This window comes from Paenibacillus sp. FSL H8-0260 (assembly GCF_045040625.1).
GTDB lineage: Bacteria > Bacillota > Bacilli > Paenibacillales > Paenibacillaceae > Paenibacillus_AQ > Paenibacillus_AQ odorifer.
Genome location: NZ_CP150298.1, coordinates 3,773,376 through 3,794,886 on the forward strand (window position 1 = coordinate 3,773,376; position 21,511 = coordinate 3,794,886).

The following is a 21,511-nucleotide window of genomic DNA, read 5'->3' on the forward strand; positions in this document are numbered from 1 at the left end:
TTTCGAAAACTTGGCTCCACTAAGAAGAAACGGAAGCAACATCCGGATAAAGGACAGCAACCGCTTGTACTGTTTAATATATTCTTAGTTTTTTATAGAGGGAGTTCGCGAACCTCTCCTGCACAACTTAGCGCAGACTTCTTCTTAAAGCATATTGCGTCTTGAACTATACCATGGGTAGCCCGCTCCTGACAAGTTCTACTCTTTACTGTTATCTTATACAGATCAGCAAATAACACCAGATTAACGTGGATAGACCTGCGTATGTAGAGATTAGGAAGCTCAAAAACCACGGCAATTTGATCGCGGATTTCTTTTTAATCACATGAACTATTCATATGGTTAATTAAGATGTGGCAAAAAAAAGGATTCAAATCCTAAGAAAGGGGTAACTTATTCATAATAATCTTCGAGCTAAGGGTGGGAGCATTTTATGGAACAAAGTATACAGCAGCTTATGGATTGGCTTAACAATCATTTGAATGAAACAATCGCTATTGAAAAGAAAGAACTTCGTGATCTGGATAAAGTTCATTTCAATTTAGAGGCCGTAGATTTCCGCAGTGCAGACGACGTAATTGATGAATATCTTGGAAGTGCACTGATATTAAGAGGTTTCGGCAGCACACTTAACGCCGATGGTGAACTGGTATCCCTGCCACAATCCACTTATGATTTAGCTGTTGAAGGTCTTCAAATCGTAGACTTAGCCGACCGCAAGGCAGAAATAACTACGGACAGAGCTAATTACACCCTTTCAGTAGATTAAACGAACATGATTATGATAAGCAAAAAGAGCCCACAGCGATCTGCGGGCTCTTTTTGCTTATCATTTATTCTTCTCCAATGATCTCCACTTCAGTTTCCAGCTCTACACCGAATTTATCCTTCACAGTCGCTCTTACATGGTGGATTAGCCCGATGTAATCACTGGCTGTTGCATTATCTGCATTCACAATAAATCCCGCATGCTTCTTGGATACCTCAGCACCGCCGATTCTTGTACCCTGTAAGCCGCTCTCTTGAATTAACTGACCTGCAAAACGGCCTGGAGGCCGCTTAAACACACTCCCACAGGATGGATACTCAAGCGGTTGCTTCGATTCACGTAAATAAGTTAGTTCATCCATTTTTGCCTTGATCGTTAAAACATCACCGGAAGTCATAGCAAATTTGGCCTCAAGTACAATATACTCACCGCTTGCGAATACACTTTTTCTGTATCCCCATTGCAGCTCATCTCCTTGCAGAGTTACCAATTGCCCGTTCTTATTTATAGCTAGTGCACTATGCAGGACATCTTTGATCTCACCGCCATAAGCACCTGCGTTCATATAGAGCGCTCCACCAACTGTTCCTGGAATGCCACAGGCGAACTCAAGACCCGTAAGCTCCTTATCAAGCGCATATCTGGAAACATCAATTATTTTGGCACCACATTGCGCATATAAGAGATTGTCGCGAATTCCCATTTCGGTCAGTCCTGCCGTTTGCAGAACGATTCCACGTACACCTCCATCACGGATAATCACATTGGAGCCATTCCCAAGTACCGTAAGGGTTATCCCATTTTGTTCTGCATATGTAACAATCTTTTGAATTTCATCATAAGTAGCTGGTGCAGCCAAAATATCAGCTTTGCCGCCCATTTTAGTGTACACGTGATCTTTTAAATTCTCATGACTTTTCACTATTCCTGCAGTCATTAGCTGCTCTAGATCATCTTGAATTTTGTCAATATTCATGTTTTCATGCTCCTTTAACCATGTATAAATGATGGTCCTTGATCTATTTTAAAGAGTTATTATGAAATTGTAGGCAACCACAACTGTAACAACGAACAGGCTCCCTTGTCAATGACGGGAGCCTGTTCGTTGTATGATTTTAGATGATAATTACACAGCTTTATAGGCAGCAAGCTCGTAAGGAAGACACAGTGGCACACCCGTACGTGGATCCGGAACGATATCCGCTTCAATTCCAAACACTTCCCGCAATACATCTGGTGTCATAACCTCAGTAGGTGAGCCTTCGCTAACCACAGTACCGGACTTAATCGCTACCATATGCTGCGCATAACGAGTAGCATGATTCAAATCATGCACGACCATGATAATGGTACGGCCTTCTTCCTCATTCAGCTTTTGCAAAAGTTGAAGAACTTCGAGCTGATGCGCCATATCTAGGAACGTTGTAGGCTCGTCAAGGAATAAAATATCTGTTTCTTGAGCCAACGCCATAGCGATCCAAGCGCGTTGACGTTGTCCACCAGAGAGACGGTCAATAGGGCGATCATGAAAAGATTCCATGCCCGTAACAGAGATGGCGTTGGAGATGATGTTGCGATCCTCTGCGGTCATCGTGCCAAATCCCTTTTGATGAGGGAAACGACCGTAGCTAACCAGCTCAGATACCGTCAGACCGTCAGGAGCTGTTGGGTTCTGCGGTAGAATCGCCAGCTGACGAGCAACCTCTTTAGTTGAAAAGTTATGGATCGATTTGCCGTCCAGCATTACGGTGCCACTCTTCGGCTTCATAATCCGGGCCATCGTTTTGAGGATTGTAGATTTACCGGAGCCGTTAGCGCCCACTAGTGCGGTGATTTTCCCCGTAGGGATAGACAAGTTCAATCCCTTAACTATAGTAGCCTCAGCATACCCAATACTTAATTCTTCTGTATTCAAACGTTCTGACATGATCTACAACTCCCTTAAAAGTTTTATGGAGCTAAGCTCCTAAGTATGAACTAATTTACGCTTTCGACTTGGCGAGTAAATATAAAAAGTAAGGTGCGCCAATAATCGCAACCACAATGCCAGTAGGAACTTCGGCAGGTTGCAATACCCATCTACCAATGGTATCAGCGGTAATCATAAGAAGCGCCCCTGTCAAAGCACTAGCAGGTAATAACACCTGATGACGGGGTCCCACCAGCCTGCGAGCCAGGTGTGGTGCTATCAGGCCGACGAAGCCAATACCTCCGCTTACCGCGACGCAGGAGCCGGCAAGCGCTACGGCTGTTACCAGAAGGAGAATACGTTCCTTCTCCACACGCATTCCTAGACCTAATGAAGTATGGTCCCCTAGATTCAATACATTTAGAACCCGGGCTTTATAGAAGGCGAACGGTAACAGAATCGCGATCCAAGGCAGCAAAGCAAGGACGAATCTCCAATCCCCACCCCATATTTTCCCGGCGATCCAAGTAGCTACAAATTGATAATTATTAGGATCAAGCCTAAGTGCCAATACAAGCTGGCAAGCATTGATTCCTGCAGCGACCGCAATCCCGATAAGGATCAGCCTTGTAGGAGACAGACCATCTGCCTTCCGGTAGGCAAGAATATAGATTAAAGCTGCGGTCAGGCCAGCCCCACCAAGTGCTAGGAGAGGCAAGACAAATACCGGAGCTGCTGTTGTAGCCGGAAAAAACGAGATAAAAATGATTACCGCAAAACCTGCACCAGCACTTATGCCCAGCGTAGCCGGTTCAGCGAGTGCATTACGTGCGAGACTTTGTAGAATACAGCCCGATACTGCAAAGCCCGCTCCAACTAACAATGAAATTACGATGCGGGGTAATCTGAAATCAAATAAAATAAGCTTTTGCTGATGTGTTCCATCACCCATGAGTGTATGTAATACCTCTAGTGGGGATAGACGCATAAACCCTGTATTCATACTGACTATAAACACAACGACGATCAGTATAGCAAGGAGTGATAACACCGTTAGGGCGCGTGTGCGGCGTTCTTTTTCATCTGGAGTAAGGGTTAATTTGGGCATTACAGCTCCCCCTTCCGCTTACTCGCTAAATAAATAAAGAACGGTACGCCGATGATGGCAATTAAGGCTCCTAGCGGTGTCTCATACGGTGCATTTATCATTCTTGCGGCAATATCTGCAAAGATAATCAATAAGCTCCCTAGAACTGCCGAGCAAGGGATAATCCAGCGGTAGTCCACTCCAACGAAATAACGTGTAACATGTGGAATAATTAGTCCTATAAAAGCAATCGGGCCAACCGTTGAAACCGCACTTCCAGCTAAGATAACCACAACAATCATACATGCCAATTGAACTAACCTTGTCCGCTGCCCCAGGCCAACCGCAACTTCTCTTCCTAAGCTGAGCAATGTGACGGATCGTGATAACATCATCGCTGCAATTAAGGCTACGGCCACCCAAGGGAACATAATCTTGATCTGAGTCCAGCTAGCTCCACCCATCCCACCAGCTAACCAGAAGGCTATGTCCTGAGATAAGTTGAAAAGAATAGCTACTCCCTGACTAATAGCAACCAATAAAGCACTAACTGCCGAACCTGCTAATGTCAATCGCAAGGGGGTCAGGCCATTAAAAGAAAGCGAACCGATTCCGAATACGATAAAAGAGGCCACAGCGGCACCGATAAAGCAATACAACATTAGTGAAGTGAATGAGAGTGAGGGTGCAAAAGCAAATACTATGGCCAGTGCTACCCCTGCTCCTGCATTCAAGCCTAACAGCCCTGAATCCGCAAGCGGGTTTCTTGTCATCCCCTGCATGATAGCCCCTGCTACTGCGAAGCAAGCACCGACTAAGGCGCCAGCAATAGCACGTGGAAATCGCAGTTCTCTAATCACCTGATGTTTTTGTAAATCTGGATTGAAATGAAATATAGCTTCCCATACCGTAGCTAACTTGATATCTGCCGCACCCACTGAGACCGAAAGTGCCAATCCGAAGGCAATGGCAGCAAGTCCAAAAATAAGAATACCAATGGCAGCTGCCGGTCGGGTATGTAGAGCTTTTTTGGGTTCATTTTTAATACGATTTGCGAAATCTGAGGGTGAAACCATGAGTCGTCTCCTTATTCAATAGTTACAATGGTTTATATGATAACAACAATCATTCTCATTATCGCAAAAATATTTATGTTGTACAATTGCAGGAACGATTTTTCCGTACTATGGGATTGGTTTATAAAAAAATGGTGCAGATCTTTGTATCCCGAGATACTTGATCTGCACGCCCTTCCCCACCGAAATGATCAGTCTCATTCATGGTGAATTACGACTTTTATTTCACAAGACTTTTTAGCACATCGTCAATGATTTTGCTGCCAGCGTTCGCCCCACTGTAAAGCCAACTGCTTGTTGAGCTCATTTCATGCACATTTCCAGCTTTTACAGCTGGGATGCCCTTCCAGATTGCACTATCTAGGATCTCCGAACCCTCAGTCTTATCACTATTTACAAGGAAAATATGATCTGCGGTCAGCTCAGAAAGCTTCTCTAGTGAGATCGGATTCCAAGTTGCTCTTGTTCCTACTGGGATCTCTGTTACTAAGTTAGGCAGCGTTACGCCAAGGTCTGTATATAATACAGCTCCACTGCTGCGGGTTTCGTCTACAATATAGAAGTTTTTTTGCACCAACCATAAAATAGCCGCGGACTCTTGTCCAATAGCTCCTGCAAGCTGTTCTTTCGCAGCCGCTGCTTTAACATCATAATCTTTAATGGCTTTTTCTGCTTCAGGGGTTTTGTTCAAAATCTCACCCATCTTGAGCAACGATTTGCGCCAATCTTGATTTAGTTCATCCCCAATTACATAAGTGGGTGCAATCTTATTCAACTGATCGTAAATCCCGTTCTGAACAGAAGACTCCGATGGGATGATAATAAGATCCGGAGCAAAGCTGGTTACAGCCTCTAACGGAAGGTCGTAACTAATTGTAGGAACATCCTTCAATTCAGTGGCCAGATAATCCTGAACGCCATTTGTAACTGACCATTGAGCTACTGGAGTTACACCCAGAGTTACCAAAGAGTCTTCTAAATATGAACCCAGAACGCGTTGGGGATTAGCCGGAATCGTTACTTTATGACCCATTGCATCTGTTAACGTCTTAGGTGCAGCAGGTGCCTCTGTAGATTCTGCTGTAGGCGCTGTTCCTGCATTTGATGAGCTTTCAGCATTATTATTACCACAAGCGGAAAGTATTAGCGTCATCACTATTAGTCCGCTCATCGTCACTTTCATGCTTCCTGATCTTTTTCTGTTAAGCCAAAACATTAAAAACCCTCCTATATGTAACTGCTTTGATATTCAAAGGTGACCTTTACCTCTGCTTCACTTTTAAATGATATTGATTCTCATTCTCTGTGTCAACATATAAATTTCAAATTCTGTGGATTTGCAACAATTTCCTTCATATAAAATACAAAAGAGGTTATATTCCGAACGTTCCGGATATAACCTCATCTTTAATCTTCTACTTATTTATTTAAATGATACGGGACAGTCGCTACTACAACGTCCTTTTGATTCATTAGATACGAGCGGATTAAAAAGCTGGTCTGATTATGAAGCACGGCTTGCCACCAATGTTTGGTAATAAACTGTGGAATCAGAATCGTGATGTGATCCGTCGCAGCGGTCTTCCACTCTACCGTATCGATAAACTTCACTAACGGACGAATGATACTACGATATCTGGAACGAAGTACAATCAGGCGTACACCTGGATTCCATTCCTCCCACCGTTGCTCCATCTTATGAATGTCTTCTTCATCAAAGCCTACATACACAGCAACAACATTATCTGTTAGAGACTTCGCATAGCTGATGGAATGTAATACAGCACGTGTAACCCCTGCAACAGGAACAACTACAGTACTTCCTTTAATTACAGGTTTATCCGTAGCCGGACATATACGCAGTTGATCCGCAGTGTTCAAATAATGCTTATGAATACGGTGGAACACGAACATTACAGCAGGTAAGAAAATGAATGCCATCCATACGCTCGAGAATTTAGTAATGATAAATATAAGCGTAATCGTCAATGTAGTCAGCATACCGATGGTATTTACTACAAATCTTTTCACCCATCCAGCGGGTCTTGTTTTGATCCAATGCACCATCATCCCCAGTTGGGATAAGGTAAAAGGAATGAACACGCCAACCGCATATAGTGGAATCAAACCTTCCGTATTCCCATGGAATGCAGTCACAAGTATGATAGACATAACTCCTAGAAAAATAATGCCGTTTGAGAAACCCAGGCGGTCACCACGGACCATAAATGCATGTGGCAGATATTTATCTTTTGCAAACATAAAGGCGAGCAGCGGAAACGCTGAATATGCTGTATTAGCTGCCAAGAACAAAATCACTGCTGTAATCCCTTGAATGAAAAAGTACAATCCGCCACGGCCAAAGGTCGATTCAGCGATCTGAGAGACAACCGTAGCCTTTTCATCTGGCACAATACCATACCAATACGCCAGCACAGTGATTCCGGTAAACATAAAGCCAAGGATAAGTCCCATGATCATTAGCGTCTTGGCTGCATTCTTCTCAGCCGGTGCTTTAAAGTTTGGGATCGCATTAGATACGGCCTCAACCCCCGTTAGGGCTGAACAACCAGAGCTAAACGCTTTTAATAGTAGAAACAAACTTACATTAGATACGGCGCTGCCTATTTCAGGAACATTCGCATGCGCGCCACCCATTGCATATTTAACGATACCGGAGATAATCAGAACAACAATTGAAACCACAAACAAATACACTGGAATTGCGATAAATGAAGCCGATTCAGTCACTCCGCGAAGATTAATGATTGTTAATAAAACGATAACAGATACAGCGATGAGAACAGTATGATTATGAAGACTTGGAAAAGCCGATGTGATCGCATCCGTCCCTGCCGAGGCACTAACCGCTACGGTAAGAATGTAATCCACCAATAATGAACCCCCAGCGAGCAGCCCTGTCGGAATACCAAGATTACTCTTGGCTACGATATAAGCTCCGCCTCCTTGCGGATAAGCAAAAATCGTCTGCCGATAGGATAAAATCAGGATGGCCAGCAGGCCCAATACGGCTAATGCAATTGGCAGGGAATACCAGATGGCAGTAAACCCGGCAGCCACTAGTACAATCAGAATTTGTTCCGTTCCGTAGGCTACAGACGAGAGCGCATCAGAAGACAGAACAGCCAGTGCTTTAACCTTGGATAACTTTTCATGATCGAGTTCATTCGACTTCATCGGACGTCCGATCAATAGTCGTTTTACCTTGCTTACCATGGTGGATACAGTTCCTTTCTTTGGGAGCTGAAACGGAATTTCCGTGCGCTGTTTTCATCGGTGGATTTCATAAATGCAGACACAAAAATAAGCATACGGAAATGATCCGCATGCTTATGCATGGTCATTTTCCCACCTTGCTTACGAGGTTAGCTGGCGGATTCGGGCTGTGGTTATAGCCCTACGGTAGAGATCTGTTCGACCCGGTTCCGATTCACCCCATTGGCATGAATGCCAAGTTTGGTTCCCCCGTTTTTCCTAAGAAAATTCAGCGCATATTCAACTTCTCACAAGGTCTAATATTAGTCTACAAAGTGCCTACAGTAAAGCGTTGAAAAAAATGAAAAAAGAATGAAAAAACATCCAATAAGCTCAAATATAGCGTCTTATTGGATGCTCTCTTTCATTATCTTCAATTATCCCTCTAGCCCGTGATTTTAATACCTTTTCAGCTTTTTTGTAACTTCCAAAGTAAAAACTAAAATCCTAAGCTCTCCTCAGCATCTACTTCAATCACTTCTTCTTCCCTACGTCCATACCAAAGAAGGAGACTTATTAGAGCAAACGCTATTAAAGCTAACAAAGGAATCGTTATAAATTCGAAGTAGTTCAAGTAATCTTTATTACAAGGAACACCAACTGTACAAGGTAGAACTTTACTTAACGCTGGAATCTTCTGTTCCGCATAATGATAGATTGAGATACTGCCACCAATCAAACTTAATGGAAGCACATAAGGAATGATGCGCTTATCTCCACGGAAAGTGGCAATTCCCAACAAAAATAACTGCGGATACATAAAAATCCGCTGAAACCAGCAAAGCTTACAAGGTTCATACTTCAAGACTTCACTTAAATACAAGCTACCAGCTACAGCAACCAAAGAGACGAACCAGGCCAGATAGAGGCAGTTACGCTTGCAAAAAGATAGGAATTTTGTCACTTTGCCTCCACTGCTTTTGCGGCGGTGTTAATTTCAGATGTAATCGCTTCAATATCGAAAGGTTCAGCCGTTTTCACTCCATTAATGTAGAGCGAAGGCGTAGTTGTCACGCCTGCGTCAGTTGCCAACTGAATGTCTTTCTTCAGCTCATCTGCATAAGTTTTCTCTTGGATGTCTTTACGCAATAGATCGTAATCGATCACTAATTTCTCTTTTTCAGCAAGGCTTACCAAGAAATCCTCAGTGGCCCATTCCACGCTCTCATCCCCTTGCTGCGCATACACAGCATCATAGAACTTCCAGAATTCATCCTTATTCTGATGGTATACAGACAATGCAGCTAGTGAAGCTGTCTCAGAGTCAGGACCAACGAAAGCCATATTTACAAAGTAAAGAGCTGCTTTTCCCTCGTTGACAAAATCTTGAACAATTTTCGGTTTCATGGAGCCAGCAAATTGGGAACAAGCTGGACATTTGAAATCACCAAATTCAACAAGCTTAACAGGTGCATCCTCATTACCAATCCTAGGTAGCTCACTGTAATTGAATTCTACCGGTTCTCCTGTAGAGACATTCTTTGCTGCATCTTTCGAAGCTAACATAAACAATCCAACAAAAATGATAACTACTACAGCTATTGAACTAATAACTAAAATTCTCGTTTTCTGCTTCTGTTGCTCCTGTTCTACCCGTCGTTTCTCTTGTTTGCTCAACTGGGGAACATTTGGACTTTTTTTAGGTTTACTCAAGGAGAATTCCTTTCTGTCCTCTAGGGACTAATGTAGTTTTTATCATATACATTTAAAATTATATAATTATTAATCTCTTTTTGGCAAACAGTATGGTCAAAAAAAACAGCGTGACTCCAAAAGGAGAAACGCTGCTCTTATTTTAAAAATATATAATTCCATTAAGCTCCAGCTTCTTCATTCAATAACTGTAACCGCAATAGCTTAATTCGAGAAATTCGCTTATTCTCAGTCTCTTCTACAATAAATAGATGATCATCAAATTCTACGGATTGCCCTTTTTGAGGTGGATTAACCTCCAATTTAGAATACAGCCAGCCGCCTATCGTATCGTAATCCTCAGTCTCCATATGAAGACCTAAAAGATCATTAATCTCTTCAATAAGCATCAAACCGTCAATGGAGTGTTCATCCTCACCAAGCTTCTCAACACCGGGACGTTCCTCATCAAATTCATCCTGAATTTCTCCAACAATTTCCTCCATGATATCTTCCAGTGTCACCATTCCTGAAGTACCCCCATACTCATCGATCAATATGGCGATTTGTGTCTTCGCACGCTGCATAACTTTCAGCAAAGCACTAATCTGAATGGATTCCGGCACGGTCAATATTGGACGAATTAATTTCTGATAACTTTGTGGACGATCCTTAATTAAGTCCTTTATATGGATGAAGCCTAAAATATGATCCTTATCACCGTCACAGACGGGATAACGTGTCCTCATGCCATCATAGGCAATCTCAAGGTTCTCCTCAGCAGAAACATGATTATTCAGACAGATCATCTCTGTCCGCGGAATCATGATCTCCCGAGCCATGGTATCCACAAATTCAAAAATATTGTCAACTAACGCCATTTCAGTATTATCTATAAAGCCGCTTTTGTTACTTTCCTGCATGATAATACGAATTTCTTCTTCCGTATGCGCCGTTCCCAGCTCTGAAGCCGGGGCTAATCGGAAAATTTGCAGTAAACCACGCGCCAGCCCATTAACGATCCATATCACTGGATACATGATTTTGTAAAATACATTCATCGGTCCTGCTGTTAGTAAAAGGACAGATTCAGCCTTGTTAACAGCAATGGTCTTAGGTGCAAGCTCACCTAATACGATATGCAAGATAGTAATGAACATAAGAGCAATAACCAAAGATACAACATTAACAGCAGTTTCTCCTAAACCTATGCTTCCTAATAAAGGCCCGATAAGATTAGCTATAGCTGGTTGACCCAGCCACCCTAATGCAAGCGAAGCCAATGTAATGCCGAGCTGACAGGCTGAGAGATAGCCATCCAGGTTGCTGACAATGCTTTTTGCATTAAAAGCTTTTTTACTACCTTCTTCAATCAGGGTATCAATTCTACCACTTCGTACTTTCACCATTGCATATTCGACTGAAACAAAAAATCCGTTTAACAATACCAACAAAATAATAAGACCAACATGTAATATACCGGGTAAAGGGTCGCTCAATTTATACTCCTATCCACCATTTTCCGTACATGGATGGATAGGCCCACCTCCTTCGTTTTTTCAGAGTATTGGCAAAAAGCTTGCCGTTTGTTCCTTTCAGTATCAATTTCCCAATGGTTTCATCTCCAGTCTAGAATCACGTTTTTGAATATATACTTTATTATATTAATATATTGGGGCAAACCGCAAGCATGCGTGTCCTTTCGAAAAAAAATGGGCGATGATTATCAAGATTATTCCATAAATTCATCACAAATAAAAAGAACTCCTAACCTTTTGGCGTTGGAGTTCTTCTCATCGAAGATGGATTAAATTTAGCGACAATTTCTCATCGTTGGAGGATTGCCAATTACACCTGGGTATTGGTAAGTAAGGGGCTCATCGAAGGTAGCATAATCAAAATAAATCATAAGTAAGACGGTGCGTTGGCCGGTCGCAGGGTCACTGATAATAATGTGGTCACGGCCTGCCGCTTCCAGCACACCCTTGTAAACTTTGGCATTCCAGTCTTTGTTGTTCTCATAAGTAAAATAAAACGTACCTACTTTTCCTAAATTCAGGCGGAAAATATTCTCAATGTAGGATTGTTCGAACGTTTGTGGTGGGTTCTGAACTACTACTCCCCCTGGAGTCATTGGACTGCCACTGCTTACTTGGGGTGGCATGCTGCCCATGCCTTGCATTCCTGATGACATCGGCATTCCGGAAGACATTGGCATACCTGAAGAAGAGACACTACCGATGGTATAAGTTACGGGGCGGTAAGGTTGAACGATCATTTACTGAAACCTCCTAAATGTTTATCGGAGCATAGGCTCCCTTGGACACTAATGAAACTTACATTTGGGCACAATTGAAATCACACTAACTTTCTGTGAGAATTACTCATTTTATTGAGTAATTCTCTTTGCACAGTTACCATGCTAATTGCCGATAAATACAGTCGGGCAATCTTCTCCGGTCGGAGTAAAGAAGCAATGGGCTTTAAAGCGGCCTGTGTTTTGTTGGTTATACCAGGTTGCAGGACAATCACCTGCGGGTCTGAAGAACCACAAAGCATTGGTAGCTGGCCAGGTTCTTTCACCAGCAATTACACGTTTGGCTAGACGGATATCTGCTTCTCTGGCTCGCTGGTAGAAGTATCCCTTCTGCGGCGCTTCGAAACCTCCAGGACTTTGATAGACCATATCATTCACATTTCGAATGTTATTAAAGTCCAAGCAATTGCCAAGAATCCGGTTGACGCCAACATTGCCGACCATGAGCATGCCGAGATCTCCATCTTCCTCAGCTTCCGCTCTCATCAACCGCGCCAGCACCTTCACATCTTCCGAGTTCGTTTTGATGACGGCCACGCTGTCTCCTCCTTGGGGTCACTTCTTGTAGCAACCTCGTTCTTAACTGCATGCTGTATAGTATGTGCATTCGCCTAAGAGGTGACAGTTCCCGCCTATTTTTTAGAGTAGGGATCTTTCCTTTTAACCACTCAGCAAATCCCCTTTAGCGACACTCTAAGCTGCGTATGTCCATATGCTGCATATGTCCGCGCTAAAGCGTCAGAGTCGGGGTCGGGGTCAGTGGCAGCATCAGAGTCGACGTCGGGGTCAGCGTAAGTGCCAGCATCAGAGTCGACATCAGTGTTAGAGTCGAATCGGTGCTGGAATTGGTCTCGGTGTTAGCAACAATTATCAACCTCAGCTTCGATGTTCTTGTTAACGACAGCTTTAGCATCAGAGTCGACGTCGGTGGTAGCGTCGAACGGTGCTGGAATCGGGCTCGGTGTTAGCAACAATGTCCACGTTAGATCAATTTTCTTGTTAGCAACTGCGACAACGTCAGCACCCGCTCAGAAGGCGCTATCGGACACAGCTGACCTTATTCGCGATATTAATCCACTTTTCGGATTCTAACGGACCCCAAAGCCCCTATTGGCCCGCAAAGCACCGATTATAAGCCTCTTTCTAATGAATAGCTGCATTGGAGTCCGAAACTAGGCTCAAAAGACTGTGAATTTGCAAATAACGTCATCTGGGTCCGCAAGGTGAGAGGGTAATGAAGATCTGACACTTAATAGATGATCGCACCTACAGTGAGCTTTGAGAACTACGAGGTCAGTGAGCTTTGAGAACTACGAGGTCAGTGAGCTTTGAGAGCTACGGTATCAATGAGCTTGAATGGTACATAACCAAAACGCAAAACAGCGATCCACCATGAGCATGAGGATCGCTGTTTTGATTTAATACAAATGACTACTCCGCAGTTGAGTATTGTGGCTGTCGTTGGAATCCATGATATCTGGTTCCTTGATAAGTAAGCATTCCTCTATCGCCTTCAGCACTCAAGCCATATTCATGGCCATCTACTTTAAATTCCATGCGACTACCGCCCTCCAGCTCGTACGTTAAATAGTAAGTTGTACTTGTACGAGTTGAGCCATTCTCTTCCTGAAGCTGCTGCTGTCGTACTTCAGTCCGTTTGCTAACGATATGCGCAGGGATTGTTAGTATGGGGGAGCCATTGTTCCTGCCCCATTGAAGCAAGCCCCTGCCTGCTGATATAGCAAGAATACCAATCATAACAACGATAAAGATCGGCATCACCGTTCCGGCAAAATCAAACATCCATGAAAGATCCGGGCCCATTCCCATGACAGTTTCCCCCTTCTTCCTCTTGTTATTCAGCCTAATTGCTGCGTTCTGGGTACTTCTGTACATGTATATGCCTCATCTAGTCCAGAAAGCATTAAATAAGTGAGACTAGATGCAAAAAAGACCACTTCGTTTTCTTAGAAATCAAGAATTCGAGTGGTCTCTATACAGAGTTTTCAGTTATTAAATTAAGCATGAACTAGGTCTAGCAATTTCTTAGTTTCGTCCGTCTGATCGTCTAACATTCCATTCTCAGCCCAGCAAGCTCTGCATTGTTCTTCAGTTTCACAAAGATGAGCGTCATCACAGTTGTAGCAAAGTTGCAAAAGGTTTCTTGTCATATAATCTGTTTCGAATGTTTTCATTGTAATCTCTCCTATTCGATGTCTGAGTTTGTGAAAATTTGAACTTGTTTTCTATGTGTTAAATATATCACAGGTTTCTTTAAAAGTCATGTGATTTTTTTCACATTTATAAAGAAAATTTTAAATAAGTTTTTTCCTTATATTCAATCATTCACAAACAACAATAACCCCCCACTCTTCTAACAACAAAAGAACCTACCATCAGGCAGGTTCTTATTCCTTATTACATTACGCGCCAGCTGATACCACCATTCGTAGTCTGTAACAGTATCGAGCGCTTGTCCTCTTTTTTCTCAATCAAAAGCCACCCCACCTCAGTGGAAAAAAACTGCAGCTTTACAATCTCCGGATATTCCAGAAGCTTAGATCGCAGTACACTGCTCTCTTTAAGCGGTAACCAGGTCGCTCCTTGATCAATCGTATGGTAAAGGGTGTCGCCAAGTATGGTCCAACCGATCTGTGAATTCAAAAAAGTCGGAGCAATTAGACGATTAACACCAGCTTGTGCGTTCAATCCAAAGGAAGCGAATTTCCAATTAGCACCGCCGTTAGCTGTAAAATAGCCATGGTAAGTGATCGTTTTTTCTTTATCCTTTTGACAGCCAACAGACATCCAACCAGTAGACTTACTAGCATCGAAGAACTCCGGTTTGCCAGTAATTACTCGGTCACAATCTTCTAAACGTTCGTTAACTAGAAAAGCTGGCCCGAGGCTCCAGCTCTTACCGCCATCTTTTGTCATAAAGATTTTGGGAAGAGCACCTGTCTGTAGTGTCACAAATCCATGTGTACTATTGCGAAAAATCATTCCAGTGGTGACCCCGGCAAACGGTATCGAATCATTTGGGAAATTCGGATTGTATTGCTCATTCTGCATCACTTCTTCCCAAGTGGCCCCACCGTCTGTCGTTGAAAAAAGTGCCTTGTTCTCTTTATTGGAAGAAGCGTTCCATGAGGTCATCAGCCAACCCTTTCTGGGTGAGTTGAAATATACAGAGGATACTGTATTCACATCTCCTAAAGATGAGATTTTCCAGCTTTGGCCACCATCTGTGGTTCGCAGCACAATCGTTTCTGTCGAGCCAAAAGCACTTCTTATAATCCAACCATGAGATGGATCCGTGAAGAAAATCCCCTTCCCATACACAGGATTGGAGAGGAACTGCACATTTGGTGCTGGTGAAATATTAGCCCAAGTTGCTCCGTTATCCCGGGTCAAGTACAACCGGAGTTCGTTTTTGGTAACCCCCCAGGCCAGACCCTCACTTTCACTAAGCAGCTGAAAATCTGTAAGACGAGTCTGAATTTGATATTTCGGAGCGCTATCATTGTCAATATGATTGGCGTCTGGAGTAATCAGGGTTATCGTCTGTCCTTCTTCAGGTGCCTCTGTCGGCTGGGGCTGCTGAGTAGGTTCCGGGGGAGGAGATGAACAAGCCGTGACCACCCACGCTAACAAAATCAGCATCAATATTAATCTTATTCCCTTCAATCCAGCAATCTTAGATGCCAATAACCTCTCTCCTCTCGGATGGATTGAATCTTATTTATGATTCAAATTACTATTACGATAGCCATATAGTGCATAGATTAGAAGTCCAACAACTGTCCAAATTAGAAAACCAATCCAAGTCTCACTTCCTAGATTATACATCAAAATACCACAAGTTGCCGCACTTAACAGCGGAATGAAAGGTACCCAAGGAACTCTGAACCCTCTTTTTAAATCCGGATGAATATATCTAAGCGCGATTACCCCTAAAGACACTACAAAAAAGGCAAACAATGTTCCTATGCTTGTCAGATTTGCCAACCGGTCCAGTGGGATGAAACCCGTTAACACAGCTATTAAGATACCTACCATCCATGTGCTTCGTACAGGTACCTGTGTTTTAGCATTAATCTTAGATAAACTTATGGGCAGTAGGCCATCACGTGAGATGGCAAATAACAGCCGAGTTTGACCAAATAACATCACGAGCAGTACCGTAGTCATTCCCGCAATGGCTCCAACAGAGATCAGACCGGCAATCATATCCTGATTTACAAAGCGAAGCGCATAAGATACAGGATCACTAACATTGAGATCAGTATATGGAACAATACCCGTTAATACGAGTGAGACAAGAACGTACAAGACCGTACAGATAGCAAGGGATGAAATAATTCCAATCGGCAAATCGCGTTGGGGTCTTTTCACCTCTTCAGCAGCAGTTGCTAGCGCATCAAAACCTATGTAGGCAAAAAACACTGTGGCCGCGCCATTGATCACGCCATGGTACCCAAAAGGGAGAAACGGAGTCCAGTTCTCTGGCTTCACATAGAAAAATCCTGTTACGATAAATAGAAGCACCACTGCTATTTTGATAAAAACCATGATTGCGTTAAAGCGTGCCGTTTCTTTGGTTCCCCGAGTCAGTAAATAGGAAATTAACAAAATGATGATTACTGCAGGCAGATTTATTATTGTACCCGCTTCTGCATTATAAGCCCCCGATAGTGCGGTTGGAAGATGTATCCCAAAGCCCTCTAATAACCCCTGAAAATACCCTGACCAACCGCTGCTTACAGCCGCTGCGGCAACTCCGTATTCCAAGACAAGATCCCAGCCTAAGATCCAAGCTAACAGTTCTCCAAAGGCTACATAACTATAAGCATAAGCACTCCCGGAAACAGGAATGGTCGAAGCAAATTCCGAATAACATAATGCCGAGAGCACACAGGCAAACGCCGCTAGTAAAAAAGAAATTATAAGACCAGGACCTGCATGTTCTGCTGCGGCAACTCCTGTCATTACAAAAATACCTGTGCCGATAATGGCTCCTACCCCAAGCATTGTTAGATCCAGGGCACCCAACGTCTTGTTTAACTGCGTCCCCTCAGAACTTGTGGGTATGTTTAGAGCCTTTTTACGAAATAAATCCATCCTTACATTCTCTCCTGTCTAGTCTTGCTAAGATAATGAAATAAAAATCACATTTTAGTATGGCCTTAATTAGGGTAATGCATTAAATAAGATCAGCTTGAAAACACTACCGTTAACGATTATGATGGACAAGATTGAAACCAAAAATTTGAAATATTAAGGAGATGGAGACATGGCCCCCCCAAAACCCAATCGGGTCGTAGTTATCGGTACTGGAGCAGTTGGTACAACTACAGCCTATACATTATTGTTACGTAGACGTATGCCCGAACTCGTACTTATTGACGTTAATCATCAGAAAGCACTTGGCGAAGCACTGGATATGAATCACGGCATGCCTTTTGTCGGTGGTGTGAAGTTATGGGCTGGTACTTATGAAGACTGCCGTGAAGCAGATATCATTATAGTCACTGCCGGTGCATCACAAAAACCGGGAGAAACCCGGATAGATCTGCTTCGTAAAAATATTTCGATTTTTAAAGATATCATTGAAAAAATTACAAAGTATAACCAACATGCCATTCTACTTATTGCAACTAACCCTGTAGATATTCTGTCTTACGCGACTTTGAAAATAAGTGGGTTTGACCGCAGACGTGTAATTGGTTCTGGTACGGTACTTGATAGTGCTCGTTTTCGTTATTTGATCGGTCTTCACAAAGAAATCGATCCTCGCAGTATTCACGGACAGATCATCGGTGAACATGGAGATTCAGAGCTTCCGGTTTGGAGTCTTGCGAATGTAGCTGGGATTGATCTTGGTTTTGACGAAGCAGAACGCGAAGAAATCTTCCAAGATACCAAGAATGCAGCCTATGAAATTATTGATGCCAAAGGCTCAACCTCTTATGCAATAGCTCTTGCACTGGACCGAATTGTAGTCTCCATTCTTCATAATGAAGGCGCCGTGTTGAATGTTTCTACTTTATTAAATAACTATAACGGGGTTTCGGATGTCTATCTCGGTGCACCTTGCGTAGTAGACCGCTCGGGTGTTCGACAGGTACTGGACCTCCCACTCAATGAAACCGAACAGGCTTTATTCCAGAAATCCGCTGAGAAGCTAAAAGCAGAAATAGCTAAGCTAGAATTGTAAGCGAATATGGCTGGAAACAGCCTTTTTTGACTACAAAAGACACAAGAAACCGTCCTTTTTATATGTGGAGCGTTGCCTCCACTATGAAAAGGACGGTTTTTAATATAACACGAATTAACTTAGCCTGCCAATGACAAAAAGATCCTTTAGCAGGCCAGGCTCACCTGAAATTCCGGATCTTTTTTATCAATTTATTTAGTGATAGGTTGCTTGTAATATTCTTTGAGAACTTGTTCGGCTTTTTTGCCATAAATATCAAAACCACGGTCAATGGAAGCCTCTTCCAAGGCATATAATTTCGTGCTCCAGTCCCACCAGAAGTAACCGGCAAACCAAGGTTCATTCCAGAATGCTTCCAGCGCTGACCGATAGAAGTTGGCTTGTTCATCTTCTGAATACGGTAAGTCTGTGTATGTAAAGTCCCATGGCATGGTGGCACATCCATGAGCACTTCGGCATCCAATCTCGATGAATACGAGAGGCTTGCCAAATTGCTCAGACAGTGACTTAAGCCGCGGTTTCTGCCGCTCCCAACCAGCCAGCATATTCTCATAAGAATCTCCCGGCATGGAGGCTACCGGATAATAAGCGCTGGTTCCGATAAAATCCACCTCATCCAGCCATTCGATTCCTTCTTCTTTGCCATGATTAGCATTATAAATGATCGGCCCTGTATAAAGATTAGTGACCTCTTGAATTAATTGTCTCCATTCCGTAGTTCTAGACTCTGTGCCTACCATTTCGCAGCCGATACAGAACATCTCACATTCAAGCTCTTCCGCCAACTCTGCATAGTGTTTAATGAAATTTGTATAAGAACGGAACCATGCTGCCCAATAAACCTCTCCCTCTTCCGGAAATCCAATCCTAGCTCTCCAAATGCCATCCCTCGAATTCACAACAGGTTTAAGACAAACTTTAAGACCAAGCTGTTTTGCCTGTTGTACCGCATGTGCGAGATCACGATCTGTCACCGTGTAACCGTAATCATAATGAATTTCTGTTGAATGCACTGTGTCTTGCCATGTCCAAAAAGATAAGGCGATCCATTCGCTTCCTGTCTCCGCCAGCTTTCTCATCGAATCTTCTGCATATTCTGTGCGGTATTCGCCTCGTTTTGATCCCCAGCCATAAGTCATCCCTTTTAGAAATACATCCTTCACGATTAGGACCTCCTATAAAAAACTCTTAATAACTGTTAGAATAAATCAATACCGTTATAATAACAAGTTATTTTTTGTTATCAATTTTCTAAGGAGGTTTCTTTCTTTTCTATCACAGCTGGATTTGCAATTTAGACATAGCCTCTTCCTTCTCACGACTGGTAATATGTGTGTATACGGTTGTAGTCTGGATCGAGGAGTGACCAAGCAGTTCCTGTACAGTACGCAGATCTGCCCCTTTTCTCAGCAGCATGGTTGCAAAGGAATGTCGGAGCTTATGGCTTGAATACGGACGTCGCTGTGCTGCTGGCACATCCCTTTGGAAACGATCAAAGGTATCTGCTGCAATTTGCTGAATGCCGCGGATCGACAACCTGCGTCCTTTTTGTGAAATGAACATCGCTTCCTCTTTACTGCGCCAAGGATCTAACCTTTCTGCTAACGCAGAGTCGAGAAAAGGCACTACATCCTCGGGAACCGGCACATTACGCCATTTACGCCCCTTCCCAAACACACGGAGGGAATGTCTTTCTACATTATAATCACTCAAATTCAGCGTGTGAACTTCCCCCACCCGAAGCCCCATATAGGACATCAACAAAAAAACTGCTAAATTGCGCTTTTTGTATTTACCATCTATAGAAGATAAAAACCGACCCAGATCACTTTCATCTAAGTAGACCGGCTCACGATTGATCTCCGTTTTGGATTTCTTAATCCCGGCTGCCGGGTTGTTCTGAAGTAATTCCAGCTCGATCAATGCCTTGAAAAAACAGTTAATCGCAGCATGCTTCCGGTTACGGGTCGCATCACTCACTCCACGTTCGCGGACAGAGGTCAAAAAAGAAATGACATGCAGCTTCTTCACCGTCTCAAGCTTTTTACCATTCAGGCTGTCTAAAAATTGTTTCACATCTACTAAATAGGATTTTTGCGTATAGGGAGTGTACCCGGCATCCTTCATCCAGATGAGAAAGGCCTCCAGCCCTTCTTCGTAGTCTTCACACCACTCATTCATGCCTTAGAGCCTCCTTGTTAACGTTGATCTATATTAGACTTCTCCATTGCTCAGCATGTTTTTGTATCGCAAGTAAGAACTCCGTCAGTACGGGCGATTTCCATTTCTTATGATGATAGGCGATCTGCGTCGTCATACGCTGTGATTCATCATTCCAATTCAACCTGGCAAGTTTGCCTTCGGAGAGTTCATTTTTTACAGTAATTAATGGAAGAAAGGCAATGCCAAGATCAGCCATCACACATTGCTTTATCGCCTCGATGCTCCAAAACTCTAACGTGGGGTCAGGAAAAACACCGTAACTGTTCAAATGCCGTTCAAATAAAGTCCGGTAGGAACAGCCCGTTTCGGTATGAAGTATGGTCACTCCTTTTAAATGAAGGGGTTCTACCTCAGCAAGGTTTAATAAGGGATGATCTGGCGCTGCGATCAGCGTCATCGGCTCATGTACTAATGTTTCTATATTTAAATCTTTATCTTCCGTCTCAGGTTGCAACAAGAACGCTAAATCCAGTTCACCCGAACGGACAAAATCTGATAGTTCCCAGCAAGCTCCAGGCTTCAGAAGAATTTGCACCTTCGGATATTTAGCGCGAAACTCCTTAATAATACCTGGTAAGCGAAAAGCAGCTAGAGATTCAGGAGCCCCAATCCGTAAAGAACCCGTAAGCTCACTATCCGAGCGTAACGCGTCCTCTGCTAAAGTGTGCATTCTGGATATTTCTTGAGCGAACGGGAGCAACCGACGCCCTGCGTCGGTTAGGATAATCTTTTTACTGATCCGATCAAATAATGGCTGGCCAATTTCAGACTCTAGTGCTTGGATTTGTGCAGTAATACTGGACTGTGCATAATCAAGCTTCTGTGCTGCTCTAGTAAAACTGCCCGTCTCCACTACCACTAAAAAGGTAAAAAGATGACGTGACTCCATGAATTTCCCCCTAAATGAAAATGAACCATCGGAATATCGAATGGATACTATTCAAAAATTCTGTTTTTCCAATGGATCTATTATCTGCTACTCTAGAACAAAAGACAAGGAAAGCA

The 21,511-nt window shown here is 43.2% G+C and carries 20 protein-coding genes and 2 riboswitches; of the genes, 2 read left to right on the forward strand and 18 right to left on the reverse strand.

What is annotated here, in order from left to right:
- Nucleotides 1-78: 78 nt before the first annotated feature.
- Nucleotides 79-122, reverse strand: a riboswitch (PreQ1 riboswitch).
- Nucleotides 123-433: 311 nt separating this feature from the next.
- Nucleotides 434-769: a hypothetical protein gene (locus MHI51_RS16685; protein WP_076184379.1), complete on the forward strand. Its 336-nt coding sequence runs from the start codon at nucleotides 434-436 to the stop codon at nucleotides 767-769.
- A 64-nt stretch (nucleotides 770-833) separates the two neighbouring features.
- On the opposite strand, the gene murB is transcribed toward MHI51_RS16685, so the two are convergent.
- The 15 genes from murB to MHI51_RS16760 form a co-directional block, all read right to left on the reverse strand.
- Entirely contained in the window at nucleotides 834-1,745 is a 912-nt protein-coding gene (murB, locus tag MHI51_RS16690; RefSeq protein ID WP_076106777.1) for a UDP-N-acetylmuramate dehydrogenase, read from the reverse strand.
- A 150-nt stretch (nucleotides 1,746-1,895) separates the two neighbouring features.
- Nucleotides 1,896-2,696: an ABC transporter ATP-binding protein gene (locus MHI51_RS16695; protein ID WP_036687549.1), complete on the reverse strand. Its 801-nt coding sequence runs from the start codon at nucleotides 2,694-2,696 to the stop codon at nucleotides 1,896-1,898.
- 55 nt (nucleotides 2,697-2,751) lie between these two features.
- Nucleotides 2,752-3,786, reverse strand: a complete 1,035-nt coding sequence (locus MHI51_RS16700; RefSeq protein WP_076126695.1) for an iron ABC transporter permease — start codon at nucleotides 3,784-3,786, stop codon at nucleotides 2,752-2,754.
- Nucleotides 3,786-4,841, reverse strand: coding sequence for a FecCD family ABC transporter permease (locus MHI51_RS16705; RefSeq protein WP_405173111.1), 1,056 nt, complete (start codon nucleotides 4,839-4,841; stop codon nucleotides 3,786-3,788). Before MHI51_RS16705 ends, MHI51_RS16700 begins: the two co-directional genes overlap by 1 nt.
- Before the next feature lie 220 nt (nucleotides 4,842-5,061).
- The gene (locus MHI51_RS16710; protein WP_405173112.1) at nucleotides 5,062-6,057 is read right to left on the reverse strand and encodes an iron-hydroxamate ABC transporter substrate-binding protein; all 996 of its coding nucleotides are present in this window, start codon (nucleotides 6,055-6,057) and stop codon (nucleotides 5,062-5,064) included.
- A gap of 203 nt (nucleotides 6,058-6,260) precedes the next feature.
- Nucleotides 6,261-8,078 carry an APC family permease gene (locus tag MHI51_RS16715; RefSeq protein ID WP_076126699.1) on the reverse strand — a complete coding sequence of 606 codons (1,818 nt, stop codon included), beginning with the start codon at nucleotides 8,076-8,078 and terminating at the stop codon, nucleotides 6,261-6,263.
- Between the two features lie 124 nt (nucleotides 8,079-8,202).
- Nucleotides 8,203-8,362: riboswitch (cyclic di-AMP (ydaO/yuaA leader) on the reverse strand.
- Between the two features lie 194 nt (nucleotides 8,363-8,556).
- Nucleotides 8,557-9,021 carry a disulfide oxidoreductase gene (locus tag MHI51_RS16720; RefSeq protein ID WP_405173113.1) on the reverse strand — a complete coding sequence of 155 codons (465 nt, stop codon included), beginning with the start codon at nucleotides 9,019-9,021 and terminating at the stop codon, nucleotides 8,557-8,559.
- On the reverse strand, nucleotides 9,018-9,770 hold the full coding sequence (locus MHI51_RS16725) for a DsbA family protein (RefSeq protein ID WP_405173114.1): 753 nt from the start codon (nucleotides 9,768-9,770) through the stop codon (nucleotides 9,018-9,020). Before MHI51_RS16725 ends, MHI51_RS16720 begins: the two co-directional genes overlap by 4 nt.
- Nucleotides 9,771-9,931: 161 nt before the next feature.
- Nucleotides 9,932-11,248, reverse strand: a complete 1,317-nt coding sequence (locus MHI51_RS16730; protein ID WP_036687555.1) for a hemolysin family protein — start codon at nucleotides 11,246-11,248, stop codon at nucleotides 9,932-9,934.
- A 314-nt stretch (nucleotides 11,249-11,562) separates the two neighbouring features.
- Nucleotides 11,563-12,027 (reverse strand): spore coat protein GerQ, encoded by a 465-nt coding sequence (gerQ, locus tag MHI51_RS16735; RefSeq protein WP_036687556.1) that lies wholly within the window; start codon nucleotides 12,025-12,027, stop codon nucleotides 11,563-11,565.
- A gap of 144 nt (nucleotides 12,028-12,171) precedes the next feature.
- The gene (locus tag MHI51_RS16740; RefSeq protein ID WP_076126705.1) at nucleotides 12,172-12,603 is read right to left on the reverse strand and encodes a cell wall hydrolase; all 432 of its coding nucleotides are present in this window, start codon (nucleotides 12,601-12,603) and stop codon (nucleotides 12,172-12,174) included.
- 894 nt (nucleotides 12,604-13,497) lie between these two features.
- Entirely contained in the window at nucleotides 13,498-13,890 is a 393-nt protein-coding gene (locus MHI51_RS16745) for a DUF2500 domain-containing protein (RefSeq protein ID WP_036687780.1), read from the reverse strand.
- Between the two features lie 194 nt (nucleotides 13,891-14,084).
- Nucleotides 14,085-14,261 carry a hypothetical protein gene (locus MHI51_RS16750; protein ID WP_169744776.1) on the reverse strand — a complete coding sequence of 59 codons (177 nt, stop codon included), beginning with the start codon at nucleotides 14,259-14,261 and terminating at the stop codon, nucleotides 14,085-14,087.
- A gap of 223 nt (nucleotides 14,262-14,484) precedes the next feature.
- The gene (locus tag MHI51_RS16755; RefSeq protein ID WP_081387523.1) at nucleotides 14,485-15,774 is read right to left on the reverse strand and encodes a hypothetical protein; all 1,290 of its coding nucleotides are present in this window, start codon (nucleotides 15,772-15,774) and stop codon (nucleotides 14,485-14,487) included.
- Between the two features lie 30 nt (nucleotides 15,775-15,804).
- Nucleotides 15,805-17,187, reverse strand: coding sequence for an amino acid permease (locus MHI51_RS16760; RefSeq protein ID WP_076277012.1), 1,383 nt, complete (start codon nucleotides 17,185-17,187; stop codon nucleotides 15,805-15,807).
- Nucleotides 17,188-17,359: 172 nt separating this feature from the next.
- Between MHI51_RS16760 and MHI51_RS16765 the strand changes: the two genes are divergently transcribed.
- On the forward strand, nucleotides 17,360-18,283 hold the full coding sequence (locus tag MHI51_RS16765) for an L-lactate dehydrogenase (RefSeq protein ID WP_036687562.1): 924 nt from the start codon (nucleotides 17,360-17,362) through the stop codon (nucleotides 18,281-18,283).
- 191 nt (nucleotides 18,284-18,474) lie between these two features.
- On the opposite strand, the gene MHI51_RS16770 is transcribed toward MHI51_RS16765, so the two are convergent.
- From MHI51_RS16770 to MHI51_RS16780, 3 genes are all read right to left on the reverse strand, one after another.
- Nucleotides 18,475-19,446 (reverse strand): glycoside hydrolase family 113, encoded by a 972-nt coding sequence (locus tag MHI51_RS16770; RefSeq protein WP_256719013.1) that lies wholly within the window; start codon nucleotides 19,444-19,446, stop codon nucleotides 18,475-18,477.
- A gap of 112 nt (nucleotides 19,447-19,558) precedes the next feature.
- Nucleotides 19,559-20,464, reverse strand: coding sequence for a tyrosine-type recombinase/integrase (locus MHI51_RS16775; RefSeq protein ID WP_076106781.1), 906 nt, complete (start codon nucleotides 20,462-20,464; stop codon nucleotides 19,559-19,561).
- A 28-nt stretch (nucleotides 20,465-20,492) separates the two neighbouring features.
- Nucleotides 20,493-21,395 (reverse strand): LysR family transcriptional regulator, encoded by a 903-nt coding sequence (locus tag MHI51_RS16780; protein ID WP_405173115.1) that lies wholly within the window; start codon nucleotides 21,393-21,395, stop codon nucleotides 20,493-20,495.
- Nucleotides 21,396-21,511: the final 116 nt, after the last annotated feature.

Coding starts and splice junctions, on each gene's coding strand:
- MHI51_RS16685 (WP_076184379.1), top strand. CDS start 434: ATGGAACAAAGTATACAGCAGCTTATGGATTGGCTTAACAATCATTTG.
- murB (WP_076106777.1), bottom strand. CDS start 1,745: ATGAATATTGACAAAATTCAAGATGATCTAGAGCAGCTAATGACTGCA.
- MHI51_RS16695 (WP_036687549.1), bottom strand. CDS start 2,696: ATGTCAGAACGTTTGAATACAGAAGAATTAAGTATTGGGTATGCTGAG.
- MHI51_RS16700 (WP_076126695.1), bottom strand. CDS start 3,786: ATGCCCAAATTAACCCTTACTCCAGATGAAAAAGAACGCCGCACACGC.
- MHI51_RS16705 (WP_405173111.1), bottom strand. CDS start 4,841: ATGGTTTCACCCTCAGATTTCGCAAATCGTATTAAAAATGAACCCAAA.
- MHI51_RS16710 (WP_405173112.1), bottom strand. CDS start 6,057: ATGTTTTGGCTTAACAGAAAAAGATCAGGAAGCATGAAAGTGACGATG.
- MHI51_RS16715 (WP_076126699.1), bottom strand. CDS start 8,078: ATGGTAAGCAAGGTAAAACGACTATTGATCGGACGTCCGATGAAGTCG.
- gerQ (WP_036687556.1), bottom strand. CDS start 12,027: ATGATCGTTCAACCTTACCGCCCCGTAACTTATACCATCGGTAGTGTC.
- MHI51_RS16745 (WP_036687780.1), bottom strand. CDS start 13,890: ATGGGCCCGGATCTTTCATGGATGTTTGATTTTGCCGGAACGGTGATG.
- MHI51_RS16750 (WP_169744776.1), bottom strand. CDS start 14,261: ATGAAAACATTCGAAACAGATTATATGACAAGAAACCTTTTGCAACTT.
- MHI51_RS16760 (WP_076277012.1), bottom strand. CDS start 17,187: ATGGATTTATTTCGTAAAAAGGCTCTAAACATACCCACAAGTTCTGAG.
- MHI51_RS16765 (WP_036687562.1), top strand. CDS start 17,360: ATGGCCCCCCCAAAACCCAATCGGGTCGTAGTTATCGGTACTGGAGCA.
- MHI51_RS16775 (WP_076106781.1), bottom strand. CDS start 20,464: ATGAATGAGTGGTGTGAAGACTACGAAGAAGGGCTGGAGGCCTTTCTC.
- MHI51_RS16780 (WP_405173115.1), bottom strand. CDS start 21,395: ATGGAGTCACGTCATCTTTTTACCTTTTTAGTGGTAGTGGAGACGGGC.